At 69.6% G+C, this 15249-nt stretch carries 15 protein-coding genes; 8 read left to right on the forward strand and 7 right to left on the reverse strand.

Going from position 1 to position 15249, the window contains the following annotated elements:
• Positions 1-3: 3 nt before the first annotated feature.
• A complete protein-coding gene (locus ARTHRO9V_RS11375; RefSeq protein ID WP_236557095.1) occupies positions 4-888 on the forward strand; it encodes a carbohydrate ABC transporter permease in 885 nt (294 codons plus the stop codon).
• Positions 889-975: 87 nt separating this feature from the next.
• Positions 976-2511, forward strand: coding sequence for an alpha-N-arabinofuranosidase (locus tag ARTHRO9V_RS11380; RefSeq protein WP_159827245.1), 1536 nt, complete (start codon positions 976-978; stop codon positions 2509-2511).
• An 82-nt stretch (positions 2512-2593) separates the two neighbouring features.
• Here ARTHRO9V_RS11380 and ARTHRO9V_RS11385 read toward each other — a convergent pair whose 3' ends face one another.
• Entirely contained in the window at positions 2594-3022 is a 429-nt protein-coding gene (locus ARTHRO9V_RS11385) for a hypothetical protein (RefSeq protein WP_056048939.1), read from the reverse strand.
• Between the two features lie 32 nt (positions 3023-3054).
• Complete coding sequence (gene msuE / locus ARTHRO9V_RS11390) at positions 3055-3771, reverse strand: FMN reductase (protein ID WP_159827248.1); 717 nt, start codon at positions 3769-3771, stop codon at positions 3055-3057.
• A 72-nt stretch (positions 3772-3843) separates the two neighbouring features.
• On the opposite strand from msuE, the gene ARTHRO9V_RS11395 reads away from it, so the two are divergent.
• From ARTHRO9V_RS11395 to ARTHRO9V_RS11405, 3 genes are all read left to right on the forward strand, one after another.
• Positions 3844-4638: a class I SAM-dependent methyltransferase gene (locus ARTHRO9V_RS11395; RefSeq protein ID WP_123571636.1), complete on the forward strand. Its 795-nt coding sequence runs from the start codon at positions 3844-3846 to the stop codon at positions 4636-4638.
• 128 nt (positions 4639-4766) lie between these two features.
• Complete coding sequence (locus ARTHRO9V_RS11400; RefSeq protein ID WP_159827251.1) at positions 4767-5873, forward strand: amidohydrolase; 1107 nt, start codon at positions 4767-4769, stop codon at positions 5871-5873.
• Positions 5870-7132 carry a kynureninase gene (locus tag ARTHRO9V_RS11405; protein WP_159827254.1) on the forward strand — a complete coding sequence of 421 codons (1263 nt, stop codon included), beginning with the start codon at positions 5870-5872 and terminating at the stop codon, positions 7130-7132. The genes ARTHRO9V_RS11400 and ARTHRO9V_RS11405 overlap by 4 nt, the downstream gene beginning before the upstream one ends.
• 78 nt (positions 7133-7210) lie before the next feature.
• Here the strand turns inward: ARTHRO9V_RS11405 and nrdF are convergent, their stop codons facing one another.
• The 4 genes from nrdF to nrdH all read right to left on the reverse strand — a co-directional run bounded on the left by nrdF (position 7211) and on the right by nrdH (position 11180).
• A complete protein-coding gene (gene nrdF, locus ARTHRO9V_RS11410) occupies positions 7211-8212 on the reverse strand; it encodes a class 1b ribonucleoside-diphosphate reductase subunit beta (protein WP_056048952.1) in 1002 nt (333 codons plus the stop codon).
• A gap of 98 nt (positions 8213-8310) precedes the next feature.
• Positions 8311-10416: a class 1b ribonucleoside-diphosphate reductase subunit alpha gene (gene nrdE, locus ARTHRO9V_RS11415; RefSeq protein WP_123571747.1), complete on the reverse strand. Its 2106-nt coding sequence runs from the start codon at positions 10414-10416 to the stop codon at positions 8311-8313.
• A 32-nt stretch (positions 10417-10448) separates the two neighbouring features.
• Positions 10449-10868: a class Ib ribonucleoside-diphosphate reductase assembly flavoprotein NrdI gene (gene nrdI, locus ARTHRO9V_RS11420; protein ID WP_056048957.1), complete on the reverse strand. Its 420-nt coding sequence runs from the start codon at positions 10866-10868 to the stop codon at positions 10449-10451.
• Between the two features lie 78 nt (positions 10869-10946).
• Positions 10947-11180, reverse strand: coding sequence for a glutaredoxin-like protein NrdH (nrdH, locus tag ARTHRO9V_RS11425; RefSeq protein ID WP_043596549.1), 234 nt, complete (start codon positions 11178-11180; stop codon positions 10947-10949).
• A 329-nt stretch (positions 11181-11509) separates the two neighbouring features.
• Here nrdH and ARTHRO9V_RS11430 point away from each other — a divergent pair, with 329 nt between their 5' ends.
• The 3 genes from ARTHRO9V_RS11430 to ARTHRO9V_RS11440 all read left to right on the forward strand — a co-directional run bounded on the left by ARTHRO9V_RS11430 (position 11510) and on the right by ARTHRO9V_RS11440 (position 14311).
• The gene (locus ARTHRO9V_RS11430; protein ID WP_159827257.1) at positions 11510-12718 is read left to right on the forward strand and encodes an MFS transporter; all 1209 of its coding nucleotides are present in this window, start codon (positions 11510-11512) and stop codon (positions 12716-12718) included.
• Between the two features lie 106 nt (positions 12719-12824).
• Positions 12825-13655 (forward strand): aldo/keto reductase, encoded by an 831-nt coding sequence (locus tag ARTHRO9V_RS11435; RefSeq protein ID WP_056048963.1) that lies wholly within the window; start codon positions 12825-12827, stop codon positions 13653-13655.
• Between the two features lie 122 nt (positions 13656-13777).
• Positions 13778-14311, forward strand: coding sequence for a ribonuclease H (locus ARTHRO9V_RS11440; RefSeq protein ID WP_159827260.1), 534 nt, complete (start codon positions 13778-13780; stop codon positions 14309-14311).
• Positions 14312-14449: 138 nt separating this feature from the next.
• Here ARTHRO9V_RS11440 and ARTHRO9V_RS11445 read toward each other — a convergent pair whose 3' ends face one another.
• Entirely contained in the window at positions 14450-15211 is a 762-nt protein-coding gene (locus ARTHRO9V_RS11445) for an SDR family NAD(P)-dependent oxidoreductase (protein ID WP_043596555.1), read from the reverse strand.
• Positions 15212-15249: the final 38 nt, after the last annotated feature.

The following is a 15249-nucleotide window of genomic DNA, read 5'->3' on the forward strand; positions in this document are numbered from 1 at the left end:
CTTGTGGCCCTTCCGGCCCCCACCGCCGGCCGGGGCCGGAAGGGCCACAAGCCCGGCCAGAAGCCGTTCGGCCCGATGGCCGTGCTCAGCGTGGCCATCCTGGTCGTGCTCGCCGTCCTCTGGCTGCTGCCGTTCCTGTGGTCCCTCGCCACCTCGTTCAAGAGCGAGACCGACGCCGCGGCGACGCCGCAGACCTGGATCCCGGCCGGCGGCTTCACGCTGGACGCCTACCGCGGGGTGCTCGAACAGGGCAACATCCCGGTGTGGCTGTTCAACAGCCTGTTCACCTCGATCGTCATCACGTTGATCGTCGTGGCCACCTCGGCCCTCGTCGCCTACGCCTTCTCGCGCCTCGACTTCCGGGGCAAGAAGTGGCTGTACGTCGCGACGATCGCGTCGATCATCATCCCGCCGCAGGTGCTGATCGTGCCGCTCTTCTACCAGATGCTCGCCTTCGACATGGTCGACACGTACTGGGGCATCATCCTGCCGCAGGCGATCGCCCCGGCGATGGTGTTCGTGCTGAAGAAGTTCTTCGACCAGGTGCCGATCGAGCTCGAGGACGCAGCCCGCGTCGACGGCGCGGGGCGCATCCGGGTCTTCTTCACGATCCTGCTGCCGCTGTCGCGCCCCATCCTCGGCGCGGTGTCGATCTTCGTGTTCATCGGCGCCTGGAACAACTTCCTGTGGCCGTTCATCGTCACGAACGACGCGTCGCTGCTCACCCTGCCGGTCGGCCTGCAGACCATCGAGAGCGCCTACGGCATCCAGTACGCGCAGAACATGGCCGCCGCGGTCCTCGCCGCCCTGCCGCTCATCCTCGTGTTCCTGTTCTTCCAGCGGCAGATCATCAAGGGCATCTCGACCACCGGGTTCGGGGGTCAGTGATCCGACCGCCCCGGACGCGACCGCCCTGCCGCACCGCGCCTCCTCGTCCCCACCACACGCACGCCGATCCCCTCACCTAGGAGACCCATGTCCACCGCCCGCATCACCGTCGACCGCGAGTTCACCATCGGCCCGGTCCCCCGCCGCCTGTTCGGCTCGTTCGTCGAGCACATGGGCCGCTGCGTCTACACCGGCATCTACGAACCCGGTCACCCCACCGCCGACAAGAACGGCTTCCGCCAGGACGTCCTCGACCTCACCAAGGAGCTCGGCGCCACCGTCATCCGCTACCCCGGCGGCAACTTCGTCTCGGGGTACGACTGGGAGGACGGCGTCGGCCCGGTCGACCAGCGCCCCCGTCGCCTCGACGGCGCCTGGCACACCGTCGAGACCAACGCCTTCGGCCTGCACGAGTTCGTCGCGTGGTCGAAGCTCGCCGGCACCGAGGTGATGGAGGCCGTCAACCTCGGCACCCGGGGCGTCGACGCCGCCCGGGAGCTCGTCGAGTACGCCAACCACCCCGGCGGCACCGCGCTGAGCGACCGCCGCATCGCCAACGGCGCCAAGGACCCCTTCGACATCAAGCTCTGGTGCCTCGGCAACGAGCTCGACGGCCCGTGGCAGATCGGCCACAAGACGGCCACCGAGTACGGCCGCCTCGCCCAGGAGGCCGCCAAGGCCATGAAGTTCGTCGACGACTCGATCGAGCTGGTCGCCGTCGGCAGCTCGGGCCGCGGCATGCCCACCTTCGGCACCTGGGAGCACGAGGTCCTGACGCACGCCTACGACGAGGTCGACTACGTGTCGATGCACGCGTACTACCAGGAGCACGACGGCGACGCCAAGAGCTTCCTCGCGACGGCCGTCGACATGGACGCGTTCATCGAGGAGGTCGTGTCGACGATCGACGGCGTCAAGGCCGCCGGCAAGCACACGAAGCAGGTCGACATCTCGTTCGACGAGTGGAACGTCTGGTACCAGACGGGCCTCGACTCGGACGACCAGCCGCACAACGTGTCGAAGGGCTGGCGCGAGCACCCCCGGCTGATCGAGGACCAGTACAACGTCACCGACGCGGTCGTGGTCGGAACGTTCCTCAACTCGCTGCTGCGTCACGGCGACCGGGTCAAGATCGCCAACCAGGCGCAGCTCGTCAACGTCATCGCGCCGATCCGCAGCGAGGCCGGCGGACCCGCGTGGCGTCAGTCGATCTTCTGGCCGTTCGCCCGCATGGCCGCGCTCGCCACCGGGCAGATCCTGCGCACCCTCGTCACGAGTGACAAGGTCGACACCGAGAAGTACGGCGACGCCGACCTGGTCGACGTCAGCGCCACCTACGACGAGGAGGCCGGCACGGTCGCGTTCTTCCTCGCCAACCGCGGTCTCGACGAGGCGGCCGACGTCGAGGTCGCCCTGCGCGGCTTCAGCGGCGGACGCGTCACCCGCGCCGAGGTCCTGGCCGTCCCCGAGGGCGGGGACCGCTTCTCGTCCAACACCGAGAACGCGCAGGACACCGTGGGCCTCGTGCCGCTGACCGGCGTCACGGTCGACGGCGGCACCGCGCGCCTCCGCCTGCCCGCCCTCTCGTGGGCGGTCGTCGAGCTCGAGGTCGGCAAGGCCTGACCCACGGCACGACCGCAGGAGGCGCGGTGCCGGTCACGACCGGCACCGCGCCTCCTGCGTCCGGTCGCGTCGACGCCCCGGATCAGCCGCGGGGCTTGAAGAGGCGGGCGATGCTGTCGCGCACCGACTCCTCGATGGTGTCGGTGAAGCCGTTCGAGAAGCCCAGGGCGTCGGCAGGGGCCGACGCGGCCGTCATCGACTCGACGACGCGCTGACCGTGATGGGCACGCGCCTCGCGCACCGAGCCGAAGCCGAGGCCGAGGTCGACGGCCGCCTGGGCGAGGAGCGCCTCACGGGCGTCGTCGGTGCTGGTCTGTGCCTCGGCGAGCGCGAGCACGGACAGGTCGTCCACGCCGTCGTCCACCCATCGGGCCGCACGCCCCGGCAGCACGCCGGAGGGCAACAGGCCGAGACGGCGCTGTGCCTCGCTGTCGCGGATCTCGGCGCGGGCGACGGACGGGCCACGGGGAGTCGGGTCGGGGTTCACGACGATCACGATACCGGTGGGCATCCCGGAGCGGCTGCCCCGCCTTCGGGTCGCGCTCAGCTGAACAGGCGCGTCGGGGTCGTGACGTCGAGCTCGTCGGCGCGCAGGTCGCCGACCGTCAGTTCGTCGCGCGCGTCGCCGTCGTCGAGGGTCTGCTCGATGCGCCCCTTCTCGGCGATGCTCGAGCGGATCAGCGGCAGGCCGCGCTGGATCGCGTGGCGGATGCGCTCCTGCAGCAGAGGGGCCGTGACCGCGTACTTCTCCGCGCCTCCGGTCGCCGTGAAGTCGGTCGTGTGCGCGTAGACGCCCAGCGGCAGGGTGAGGGCCTGGAAGAACCCGAAGAGCGGTCGCAACGCGTGCTCGATGATCAGCGCGTGGCGCTCGCTGCCCCCCGTCGCGGCGAGCAGCACGGGCACGTCCACGAGCGCGTACTGCTCGACGAAGTCGAACAGGTGCTTGAACAGCCCGGTGAAGGAGGCGCGGTAGACGGGCGAGGCGACGATCAGCAGGTCGGCGGTCTCGATGGCGACCAGCTCGCGCTCGACCCGCTCGTCGAGCTGGTCCCGGGTGAGCGCGCCGGCGAACAGGGGGCCGAGTTCGCTGACCCGCATGACGTGCGCCTCGATCGGCAGGACGTCGCCCAGCGCCGTCACGATCTCGTGCACGAGGGCGTCGGTCTTCGACGGCGTGCTGAGGGTGCCGGACACCGCGACGACCCGCAGGGGACGGGTCGGACGCGGGGACGAAGGGGTCGGAGGCAGCGAGGAAGTCATCCCCTCCATGCTGCGCCCGAGGCCGACGTAACAGAGGGTGTGTGACGGATCGTGACGTGCGACAGTGTTCCGGTGACACATCAACCACTGCAGGAGGGGTTCGATCCGGCCGCCCACGGCTTCGACCCCGCACGACCCGATTCCGACCTCGCCGCCTCGTTCGGGCTGGCCGCCGACGTCTACGAGAGGGGTCGCCCGTCGTACCCCCTCGACGCCGTCGACTGGCTGCTGCCCGAGGGCGCCTGTCACGTGGTCGACCTGGGGGCGGGCACGGGCAAGCTCACCCGTCTGCTGCTCGACCGTGCCCCGTCGGTCACGGCCGTCGAGCCGTCGCCGGGCATGCGCGCGACCCTCGAGCAGGTCGTCCCCGGAGCGACGTCGGTCGCCGGGTCGGCCGAGGACATCCCCCTCGGCGACGACTCGGTGGACGCTGTCCTCGTCGCGCAGGCCTGGCACTGGGTCGACCCCGCCCGCGCCGTGCCCGAGATCGCCCGCGTCCTGCGTCCCGGCGGCACCCTCGGCCTCGTCTGGAACATCCGCGACGAGTCCGTGCCGTGGCTGGCGGAGCTCAGCCGGGTGATGCGCCAACCCCGCGAGCGCGACATGGGGTCGGACGCCCCCGTCGTCGGTGCGCCGTTCGGCACCGTCGAGCGGTACGACGTCCCCTGGGTGCACGAGCTGGGTCGCGACGAGTTCCTCGCCATGATCGCGTCGCGCAGCTACGTCATCACGCTCTCGCCCGACGACCGCGCGGCCCTGCTGCGCGACGTCGAGCGGCTGCTCGACACGCACCCGGACACCCGCGGCGCCGACCTCATCCGCCTGCCCTACGTGGCGCGGTGCTCGCGGGCCGTCCTGCCCGGCTGAGTCGCGCCTCCTCGGCACCCACCCTGCGAGCCCGCCTCGTCGTCACCCACCCTGCGAGCCCGCCTCGTCGTCCCCGGACGCGGGCGGGCCTGCAGGGCACGGGCAGCACGCACGAATAGGGTCGGGTCATGGACCAGGAGGCGCGGCTCGTCACGGTCGACCACGCCTGGTCGGGCCGGTGGTCCGGTCGCAGCCTGTTGCGCCTCGACGCCCACGGCGTGGTCTTCGCCGGATCGGCCGACGCGCACGACGCCGACACCCTGGCCGGCGCCGAGCTGCCCCACGTGCCGGGCACCGTGCTCGCCCCCTTCACCGACTCGCACGTCCACCTCGGCTTGATCGACGCCACGCAGCTGCCCGTCGGCGGCATCTCGCGGGTCGTCGACCTCGGGTGGGACCCGACGGTCGCCTCCGGCTGGCTCGGCCGGTCGGGTCGCGACGGCTGGCCCGAGGTGGCGATCGCCGGCGGGTTGATCACGGCGCCGGGCGGGTACCCGAGCCGGGCGGGCTGGGCGCCGCCCCGCGCCTCCCTCCCGGTCGGCGGCCTCTGCGCCTCGACCCGGCTGCGCCGCGCGGCCCGGCTCGTCGAGCAGCAGCACGCCCTCGGCGCCTCGATCGTCAAGGTCGCCCTGAACTCCGACGTCGGCCCCGTCCTCGACGACGCGATGCTGGCCGCCGTCGTCGACGCCGCACACGGGCTCGACCTGCCCGTGGTCGCCCACGTCCAGGGCGTCGGCCAGGCGGCACGCGCGGCCGACGCCGGGGTCGACCGGCTCGCCCACACGCCCTTCAGCGAACGGCTCGACGACGACCTCATCGCCCGGCTGGCCGCGTCCACGACGTGGGTGAGCACGCTCGACATCCATGGCTACGGTCTCGGTGGGGTCGCGCACGAGACGGCCGTCGACAACCTGTCGCGGTTCCGGGCCGCCGGGGGCCGGGTGCTCTACGGCACCGACCTCGGCAACGGCGACCTTCCGCTCGGGGTGAACGAACGCGAGCTGCGCGCGATGGGTCGGGCCGGCTTCGGGCTGGCTGGCCTGCTCGACGCCCTCGCCCCCGACGTCGCCGGGCCCACCGGCGGTGCGCGCCTGCCGTTCACCCGCGTGACCTGGATCGCCGACGCGCCCCGCGCCTCCGCGGCCTCCGACGAACGGGCCGCCTGGCTCGCCCGCGCGACCGCACTGACCGCCGACGAGCTGCTCGCCGTCGCCCTCGAGGAGAAGACCCGATGACCGATCCGCTCGCCTACCCCTTCGACGCCACCGACCCCGACGAGCAGGCCTCGGCGCATCCCGCCGGCCCGCTCGACGCCACCGACCCGCTGGCGTCGTACGTCGACCGGTTCGTACCGGCCGTCGACGTGGTGTCGTACCTCGACGGCAACTCGCTCGGGCGGCCCGTGACCGCCACGCTGTCGCGGCTGTCCGAGTTCGTCGAGGGCGCCTGGGGCACGCGGTTGATCCGCTCGTGGGACGAACGCTGGATGGCCCTGCCGACCGAGCTCGGCGACCGCATCGCGGCGGCCTGCCTCGGTGCCGCCCCGGGCCAGACGGTCGTGGCCGACTCGACGACCGTGCTGCTCTACAAGGCGATCCGCGCGGGCCTGCGGGCCCGGCCCGACCGCCACGAGATCGTCATCGACGACGACCAGTTCCCGACCGACCGCTTCGTCGTCGAGGGCATCGCCCGCGAGCACGGGGCCACGATCCGCTGGATCGCCGTCGACAAGGCGACCGGCGTGACCGTGTCGCAGGTGCGCGACGTCGTCGGGCCCGACACCGCACTGCTGCTGGTGAACCACGTGTCGTATCGATCGGGCTGGCTGGTCGACCTGCCCGCGATCACGACGCTCGTGCACGAGGCGGGCGGTCTCGTGCTGGCCGACCTCTGCCACAGCGTCGGCGTCGTGCCGATGCAGCTCGACGAGTGGGGCGTCGACCTCGCCGTCGGCTGCACCTACAAGTACCTGAACGGTGGGCCGGGAGCCCCCGCGTTCGTCTACGCCCGCGCCTCGCTGCTGCCCGAGCTCGACCAGCCGATCCAGGGGTGGATGGGCGCCGCCGACGTGTTCGCCATGGCCGACGGGTACCAGCCGGCGACCGGCATCCGGCGGTTCATCAGCGGCACTCCCCCGGTGATGGGCATGCTCGCGATGCACGACATGCTCGACCTGATCGACGAGGCCGGCATCGATGCCATCCGGTCGAAGTCGCTCGCCCTGACCGACTACGCCTTCGACCTCGTCGACGCCTGGCTCGTGCCGCTCGGGGTGACCGTCGCGACGCCTCGCGAACCGGACCGCCGCGGCAGCCACGTCACGATCACGCACGACTCGTTCCGGTCGATCGTGGCGCGGCTCTGGGAGGCCGGTGTCGTCCCTGACTTCCGCAACCCCGACGCGCTGCGCATCGGACTGTCGCCGCTCAGCACCTCGTTCGCCGAGGTGCGGATCGGCATCGCCGCGATTCGTGCGGCGCTGCTCGCCGACTGAGGCCGAGCGAGGTCGGACCGGACGCAGAACAGGCGCCGCCCGGGATGGGCGACGCCTGTTGCGTGGTGCGGGGGTGGGTCAGAAGTCCCAGTCCTCGTCTTCGGTGTTGACGGCCTTGCCGATGACGTACGACGAACCCGACCCCGAGAAGAAGTCGTGGTTCTCGTCGGCGTTCGGCGAGAGCGCGGACAGGATCGCCGGGTTCACGTCGGTCGTCTCTTTGGGGAACATCGGCTCGTAGCCGAGGTTCATCAGCGCCTTGTTGGCGTTGTAGTGCAGGAACTTCTTGACGTCTTCGCTGAGGCCGACGCCGTCGTAGAGGTCTTGCGTGTACTGGATCTCGTTCTCGTAGAGCTCGAAGAGCAGGTTGAACGTGTAGTCCTTGATCTCTTGCTTGCGCTCGTCCGAGGCGCCTTCGAGACCCTTCTGGAACTTGTAGCCGATGTAGTACCCGTGCACGGCCTCGTCGCGGATGATGAGGCGGATGAGGTCGGCCGTGTTGGTCAGCTTGGCGCGCGACGACCAGTACATCGGCAGGTAGAAGCCGCTGTAGAACAGGAACGACTCGAGCAGCGTCGAGGCGACCTTGCGCTTCAGAGGGTCGTCGCCCGTGTAGTAGTCGAGGACGATCTGGGCCTTCTTCTGCAGGTTGACGTTCTCGGTCGACCAGCGGAAGGCGTCGTCGATCTCGGGGGTCGACGCGAGGGTCGAGAAGATCGACGAGTAGCTCTTGGCGTGCACCGACTCCATGAACGCGATGTTCGTGTAGACGGCTTCTTCGTGCGGGGTGATCGCGTCGGGGATCAGGCTGATCGCGCCGACGGTGCCCTGGATGGTGTCGAGCAGCGTCAGGCCGGTGAAGACCCGCATCGTCATCTGCTGCTCTTCGGGCGTGAGGGTGTTCCACGACTGGACGTCGTTCGACAGCGGGATCTTCTCGGGCAGCCAGAAGTTGTTGACCAGCCGGTTCCAGACCTCGACGTCCTTGTCGTCGTGGATGCGGTTCCAGTTGATCGCACTGACCGACGAGATCAGCGGGACCGACTTGCCGGTGGCGTGGACCGGATCGGTGAGGGTCATGACGTGCCTTTCAGGAGCAGGAATGTGAGTTCAGGAGGCGCGGGCCGGTCGTCGAGACCGGCCCGCGCCGGATGGCGCAAGGACTCGAGGCGAAGCGCCTAGAGCATGCAGCTGACGCAGCCGTCGACCTCGGTGCCCTCGAGCGCGAGCTGGCGGAGGCGGATGTAGTAGATCGTCTTGATGCCCTTGCGCCATGCGTAGATCTGCGCCTTGTTGATGTCGCGCGTGCTCGCCGTGTCTTTGAAGAACAACGTGAGCGACAGGCCCTGGTCGACGTGCTGCGTCGCCGCGGCGTAGGTGTCGATGATCTTCTCGGGCCCGATCTCGTAGGCGTCGGTGTAGTACTCGAGGTTGTCGTTCGTCATGAACGGCGCCGGATAATACACGCGACCGAGCTTGCCCTCTTTGCGGATCTCGATCTTCGACGCGATCGGGTGGATCGACGACGTCGAGTGGTTGATGTACGAGATCGACCCGGTCGGCGGCACGGCCTGGAGGTTCTGGTTGTAGATGCCGTGCTGCATGATGCTGGCCTTGAGCGCGAGCCAGTCGTCCTGCGTGGGGATGGCGACGCCGGCGTCGGCGAACAGTGCCGCCGCCCGCTCGGTCTCGGGCTTCCACTCGGTCTCGGTGTACTTGTCGAAGAAGGTGCCCGACGCGTAGGTCGAGTCCTCGAAGCCGCCGAAGGTGACGCCACGCTCGATCGCGATGGTGTTCGAGGCGCGCAGGGCGTGGAACAGCACCGTGTAGAAGTAGATGTTCGTGAAGTCGATCGCCTCGGGCGTGCCGTAGTGCACCCGCTCGCGGGCGAGGTAGCCGTGCAGGTTCATCTGGCCGAGGCCGATGGCGTGCGACTGGTCGTTGCCGACCTCGATCGAGCGGACCGACGTGATGTGGCTCATGTCGCTGACGGCGCTGAGGCCACGGATCGCGGTCTCGACGGTCTTGCCGAGGTCGGGGGCGTCCATCGACAGGGCGATGTTCATCGAGCCGAGGTTGCAGCTGATGTCCTTGCCGATCTCGTTGTACGAGAGGTCTTCGTTGAAGGTCGTCGGCGTGTTGACCTGCAGGATCTCGGAGCACAGGTTCGACATGTTGATGCGACCCTTGATCGGGTTCGCCTTGTTGACCGTGTCCTCGAACACGATGTAGGGGTAACCCGACTCGAACTGGATCTCGGCGATCGTCTGGAAGAAGTCGCGCGCCTTGATCTTGGTCTTCTTGATGCGCGAGTCGGCGACCATCTCGCGGTACTTCTCGCTGATCGCGACGTCGCCGAAGGGGACGCCGTAGACCTTCTCGACGTCGTACGGCGAGAAGAGGTACATGTCTTCGTTGTTCTTGGCGAGCTCGAACGTGATGTCGGGCACGACGACGCCGAGGGACAGCGTCTTGATGCGGATCTTCTCGTCGGCGTTCTCCCGCTTGGTGTCGAGGAACCGCATGATGTCGGGGTGGTGTGCGCTGAGGTACACCGCACCGGCACCCTGGCGGGCACCGAGCTGGTTGGCGTAGCTGAAGCTGTCTTCGAGCAGCTTCATGACGGGGATGATGCCCGACGACTGGTTCTCGATCTGCTTGATCGGGGCGCCGGCCTCGCGGATGTTCGAGAGCGACAGGGCGACGCCGCCACCGCGCTTCGACAGCTGCAGCGACGAGTTGATGCCGCGCGAGATGGACTCCATGTTGTCTTCGATGCGCAGCAGGAAGCAGCTGACGAGCTCGCCGCGCTGGGCCTTCGCCGTGTTGAGGAAGGTCGGCGTGGCCGGCTGGAACCGGCCCGCGATGATCTCTTCTACGAGGTCGACGGCCAGCTTCTCGTCGCCCTGGGCGAGGCCGAGGGCGGTCATGACGACGCGGTCCTCGAAGCGCTCGAGGTAGCGCTTGCCGTCGAACGTCTTGAGCGTGTACGAGGTGTAGTACTTGAACGCGCCGAGGAAGGTCTGGAAGCGGAACTTCTTCGAGTAGGCGAGGTCGTTCAGCTTCTCGATGAAGGCGAAGTCGTACTGCTCGATGGTGGCGAGCTCGTAGTACTCGTTCTCGACGAGGTAGTCGAGACGCTCACGCAGGTTGTGGAAGAAGACCGTGTTCTGGTTGACGTGCTGCAGGAAGTACTGCTTCGCCGCCTCGCGGTCCTTCTCGAACTGGATCTCGCCGGACGGACCGTAGAGGTTCAGCATCGCGTTCAGGGAGTGGTAGTCCATCCCCGAGCTGAGACCCTGCCCCGGGGCGGCGATCACTTCGAGGTCATCGACTGCTGCGTCCAAAATTCTTCCAATCCTGTGTGTACGGCTTGTACGTCGTCTGGTGTTCCGAAGACTTCGAAACGGTAGAGAAGGGGAACGTCGCACTTGGCGGCGACGATGTCACCGGCCAGGCAGTAGCCCTCTCCGAAGTTGGTGTTGCCCGCCGCGATCACGCCTCGGATGAGGCGCCGGTTGCCCTCGTCGTTGAGGAACCGGATGACCTGCTTCGGGACGGCGCCTCGTCCTTCGCCGCCACCGTAGGTCGGCAGGACGAGGACGTAGGGGTCACGGACGTGGAGCGGTGGCTCGGACGGGAACAGCGGGATGCGCCGGGCCGGCAGGCCGAGCTTCTTGACGAAGCGGTCGGTGTTGCCCGAGACGCTCGAGAAGTAGACGAGTTCGTTCGTCATGACGAGTCCTCGCCTCCGACGTGGTGTGGGCCCGAGCCCCGGGTCATCCGACTGGTGGGGCGCTGCGCGCCCGGTCGACTAGTCGACCTTGGCGGCCAGCGCGGCGATCTTGTCGGGGCGGAAACCGCTCCAGTGGTCGTCGTCGGCGATGACCACGGGGGCCTGCATGTAGCCGAGGGCGCGGACCTTCTCGAGGGCGGCGTCGTCGGCCGTGACGTCGAGCACGTCGTACTCGATTCCCTTGTTGTCGAGGGCTCGGTAGGTGGCCGTGCACTGGACGCAGGACGGCTTGGTGTAGACGGTGATGGCCATGGGATCCCCTGTGTTCTGGCCGGCCCCTGAGGCCGGATCGGTGGTTCGTGAGCCTGCGGGTCGTGGTGCCCGTGGCGACTCCTCGATACTACATCTAGTGGCCCGGGGTTGCCCCCACAACTAGATGCGGTGTTACACGCCTGTAGTTCGTCTCGCGGAGTTGTCCACAGGGAACCGCACACGTTTTGCACAGAACGGGGGCGGTTCTCCCCGGTTCTGGGCCGTTCTCCACATGTTCGTCCCCACCACCGACACTCGTCGACGGATGTCCCCAGTTCGGGACCACGGCGTGTCGCGGACCGCGGACCCACTCGTAGACTTGTCCCCTCGTGAGCACCTATTCGACCCTGCTGAAGACGCCCGGCGTCTCGCGCATCATCGCGGCCCAGCTGACCGCGCGCTTCCCGTTCGGCATGCTGTCGCTCGCGTTCCTGCTGCACGTCGAGCACGTCCACCACTCGTACGCCGCGGCCGGTCTCGTCCTCGCCGCGACGAGCATCGGTCAGGCGATCTCGGGGCCGCTCACCAGCCGGTGGATGGGCCGCTGGGCGATGCGCCCCGTGCTCACCCTGACCCTGGTGGTCTGCCTCATCACGATGGTCACCTTCACCCTGTACGACTTCTCGGTGCCGGTGTTCATGGCGCTCGGCTTCGTGACGGGCCTCAGCGTGCCCCCCATCCAGCCGGCCGTCCGCACCATCTACCCGAAGATGGTCACCTCGAACCAGCTCACCCCCCTCTTCTCCCTCGACGCGTCCGCGCAAGAGATCATCTGGGTCGCCGGTCCGGTCATCACGACCTTCGTCGGCACGCAGGTCGGCACGCGAGAGGCGATCTGGCTCGCGGCCGCGTTCCTGGTCGGCGGCGGCATCTGGTTCATCGCCTCGCCCGAGGTCGGACGCGTCCGCATCCCCCGCAGCAAGCGGGCCTTCGGCAAGGTGCTGGCCCGGCCGACCGTGCTGCTCGCGACCGTCGCCGGATTCCTGCTCATCGGCGCCTGCGCCGCGGTCGAGGCGGGCGTCGTCGCGCTCTTCGGCGAGGGGAGCGCCGACTCGGGCATCGCCCTGGCGATCTTCGCCGCGGGGTCGCTGGTCGGCGGTCTCGCCCTCGGGCACGTCCCGGTCGGCCCGTGGGCGCTCGCCCGCCGCATCGCCATCGTGTTCGTGGGCATGACCCTCGCGATCTTCGCGACGGGCCTCTGGCCGATCAGCATCACGCTGCTGATCGCGGGCGTCGGCATCGCACCCGCCCTGGCCGTGATGTTCGCGATCGTCTCGTCGAGCGTGAAGTTCAGCGACACGGCCGAGGCCTACGGCTGGGCCGGCACCGGCCAGCTGATCGGCTCGGCCCTGGGTTCGGCCATCGCCGGCTTCGCGATCGACCACGTCGGCGGCCAGGGCGGGCTCATCGTCGCCGCCTGCTTCGCCTTCGTCGGCATGATCGTCGGGGCCGCGTTCCACAAGGCGCTGCCCGATCTCCGCGGCCGTGACGCCAGCCCCCTGCCCGACACCGAACCGGTGCCGGTCCAGACGAGCTGACCCGCGCCTCCTCGTCCATCGGGCGACGGGCCCGGCACGCACCGTTCACCGGACGGTCGCCCGCCGCGTGCGACACGCGTCGTCCGGTCGCTGGCAGAGTTGGGGCATGCCCTCCATCGACGTGCCCCAGATCACCCTCAACGACGGCCGCACGATCCCGCAGCTCGGCCTCGGCGTCTACAAGGTCGCCGACGACGAGGCCGAGCGGGTGGTCGAGACCGCCCTCGCCGAGGGGTACCGCCATCTCGACACGGCCGAGTTCTACGCCAACGAGCGGGGCGTGGGACGGGCCCTGCGGGCCTCGGGCGTGCCGCGCGACGAGGTGTTCCTCACGACCAAGGTCTGGAACACCGCGCACGGCTACGACGAGACGCTCCGCTCGTTCGACGAGAGCCTGACGAAGCTCGGCACCGACCACGTCGACCTCTACCTCATCCACTGGCCGGCTCCGCGGCAGGACAAGTACGTCGAGACCTACCGCGCGCTCGAGACGATCCGGGCCGAGGGCCGCGCGCTCTCGATCGGCGTGAGCAACTTCCAGATCGCGCACCTCGAGCGCCTGATGGCCGAGACCGACGTCGTGCCGGCCATCAACCAGGTCGAGGCGCACCCGTGGTTGCAGCAACGCGAGCTGCGCGACTTCGACGCCACCCACGGCATCGTCACCGAGGCGTGGTCGCCGCTGGCGCGAGGGCGCATCCTGGACAACGCCGCCCTGGTGCGCATCGGCGCGAAGCACGGGGTCACCCCGGCCCAGGTGACGATCCGCTGGCACCTGCAGCAGGGGCTCGTCGTGATCCCGAAGTCGGTCACGCCGTCGCGCATCCGCGCCAACCTCGACGTCTTCGGCTTCGAGCTCGACGCCGGCGACCTCGCCGCCGTCGCGGGCATCGAGACCGGCGAGCGCACCGGGTCGCACCCCGACCACAACGGCTGACCCCGGGCGGGCGCCACCCCACCGGGCGATCGCCGACACCCCCGCAGGAGGCGCGGGTCCGGTCGGTCGCGCCCGGCACGTTACCGTGGACCGGCAACCCGTCGACGCAAGGAGCACCCCGCATGACCATCACCGCCGCAGCAGACGGATCGGCCCTCGGCAACCCCGGCCCCGCCGGATGGGCCTGGTACGTCGACGACGAGCGGTGGGCGGCCGGCGGTTGGCCGCGTGCCACCAACAACCAGGGCGAGCTCACCGCCGTGCTCGAGCTGCTGCGCGCCACGGCCGGCACCGACGACGACCTGCACATCCTGTGCGACAGCCAGTACACGATCAAGGCCTGCACCGAGTGGATGCCCGGCTGGAAGCGCAAGGGCTGGCGGAAGGCCGACGGCAAGCCCGTGCTCAACGTCGAGATCCTCAAGGAGCTCGACGCCGCCCTGGCCGGGCGGAAGGTGCGCTTCGAGTGGGTCCGCGGCCACGTCGGCCACGAGATGAACGAGGCGGCCGACGTGCGGGCCCGGGGCGCGGCCACGGCGTTCCAGAACCGCACCGACGTGCCGTCCGGGCCCGGCTGGCCGGGGGCACCGGTCGCCACGACCGACCCGATCGCGGCGCCGGCGACCCCGTCCGCGCCTCCGGCGACGCTCTTCTGACCCGCCCCGCCCGCACCGCACTGCACCGCGCCGCGCCGCACCGCGAATCGTGCACCGCACCTGATCTAGACGCGGTGCCGTGCACGAATCGCGGTGCCGCACCGCGCGAGGCAAGCAGCGCAGCGCAGCGCAGCCCGGCTACATCGAGGGGTGCGTGCTCGACAGCCCGCCGTCGACGACGAACTGGGCGCCGGTCGAGAAGGCCGAGTCGTCGCTCGCGAGGTGCAGGGCGAGCCCGGCGACCTCGTCGGGCTTGGCGAGTCGACCCCGCGGGCTCATCGCGCGGAACGCGTCGAGCACCTGCGGCTGGGCCTCGACCTGACGGCGGAACAGGGCGGTGTCGGTCGGGCCGGGGTGGAGCGAGTTGATGCGGATGTTCCAGCCCTCCTGGGCGGCGTGTGCGGCACTCGACCGGGTGAGCCCGACCAGCGCGTGCTTGCTCGCCGTGTAGGCCGCGTCGTCACCGAAGCCGAGGAAGGACGTCGCCGGAGCCAGGTTGATGATCGACCCGCCCTCGCCGTCGGGGTTCGCGCGCATCTGCTCGATGGCGAAGCGCGTGCCGAGCATGACGCCGGTGACGTTGACCGCGAAGACGCGGTTCCAGCTCTCGAGCTGGGTGACGTCGATCGACTGACCCGAGACGATGCCGGCGTTGTTGACCAGCACGTCGAGTCGGCCGTAGTGCTCGGCGATGCGGTCCATGACGCGCTTCCAGTCGCCGCCGTTGGCGACGTCGTGCTGCACGAACTCGGCCCCCGTCTCGGCGGCCACGGCCGCCCCGTCGACGATGTCGGTCGCGACGACCCGGGCCCCCTCGTCGGCGAACCGACGGACGATCGCCTCGCCGATGCCCGAGGCTGCCCCGGTGACGATGGCGACTTTGCCGGACAGACGAGACATGGCGACCTCTTCGTGGTGGAACGCGGGTGGAGCTGGTC

The sequence above is a fragment of the Frigoribacterium sp. 9N genome (assembly GCF_902506305.1).
In the GTDB taxonomy this organism is placed as follows: Bacteria; Actinomycetota; Actinomycetes; order Actinomycetales; family Microbacteriaceae; genus Frigoribacterium.

Bases quoted from the DNA above. Each gene is read 5' to 3' on its own strand.
- ARTHRO9V_RS11380 (WP_159827245.1), top strand. From the start codon at position 976: ATGTCCACCGCCCGCATCACCGTCGACCGCGAGTTCACCATCGGCCCG.
- ARTHRO9V_RS11385 (WP_056048939.1), bottom strand. From the start codon at position 3,022: ATGCCCACCGGTATCGTGATCGTCGTGAACCCCGACCCGACTCCCCGT.
- msuE (WP_159827248.1), bottom strand. From the start codon at position 3,771: ATGACTTCCTCGCTGCCTCCGACCCCTTCGTCCCCGCGTCCGACCCGT.
- ARTHRO9V_RS11400 (WP_159827251.1), top strand. From the start codon at position 4,767: ATGGACCAGGAGGCGCGGCTCGTCACGGTCGACCACGCCTGGTCGGGC.
- ARTHRO9V_RS11405 (WP_159827254.1), top strand. From the start codon at position 5,870: ATGACCGATCCGCTCGCCTACCCCTTCGACGCCACCGACCCCGACGAG.
- nrdF (WP_056048952.1), bottom strand. From the start codon at position 8,212: ATGACCCTCACCGATCCGGTCCACGCCACCGGCAAGTCGGTCCCGCTG.
- nrdE (WP_123571747.1), bottom strand. From the start codon at position 10,416: ATGGACTACCACTCCCTGAACGCGATGCTGAACCTCTACGGTCCGTCC.
- nrdI (WP_056048957.1), bottom strand. From the start codon at position 10,868: ATGACGAACGAACTCGTCTACTTCTCGAGCGTCTCGGGCAACACCGAC.
- nrdH (WP_043596549.1), bottom strand. From the start codon at position 11,180: ATGGCCATCACCGTCTACACCAAGCCGTCCTGCGTCCAGTGCACGGCC.
- ARTHRO9V_RS11435 (WP_056048963.1), top strand. From the start codon at position 12,825: ATGCCCTCCATCGACGTGCCCCAGATCACCCTCAACGACGGCCGCACG.
- ARTHRO9V_RS11440 (WP_159827260.1), top strand. From the start codon at position 13,778: ATGACCATCACCGCCGCAGCAGACGGATCGGCCCTCGGCAACCCCGGC.
- ARTHRO9V_RS11445 (WP_043596555.1), bottom strand. From the start codon at position 15,211: ATGTCTCGTCTGTCCGGCAAAGTCGCCATCGTCACCGGGGCAGCCTCG.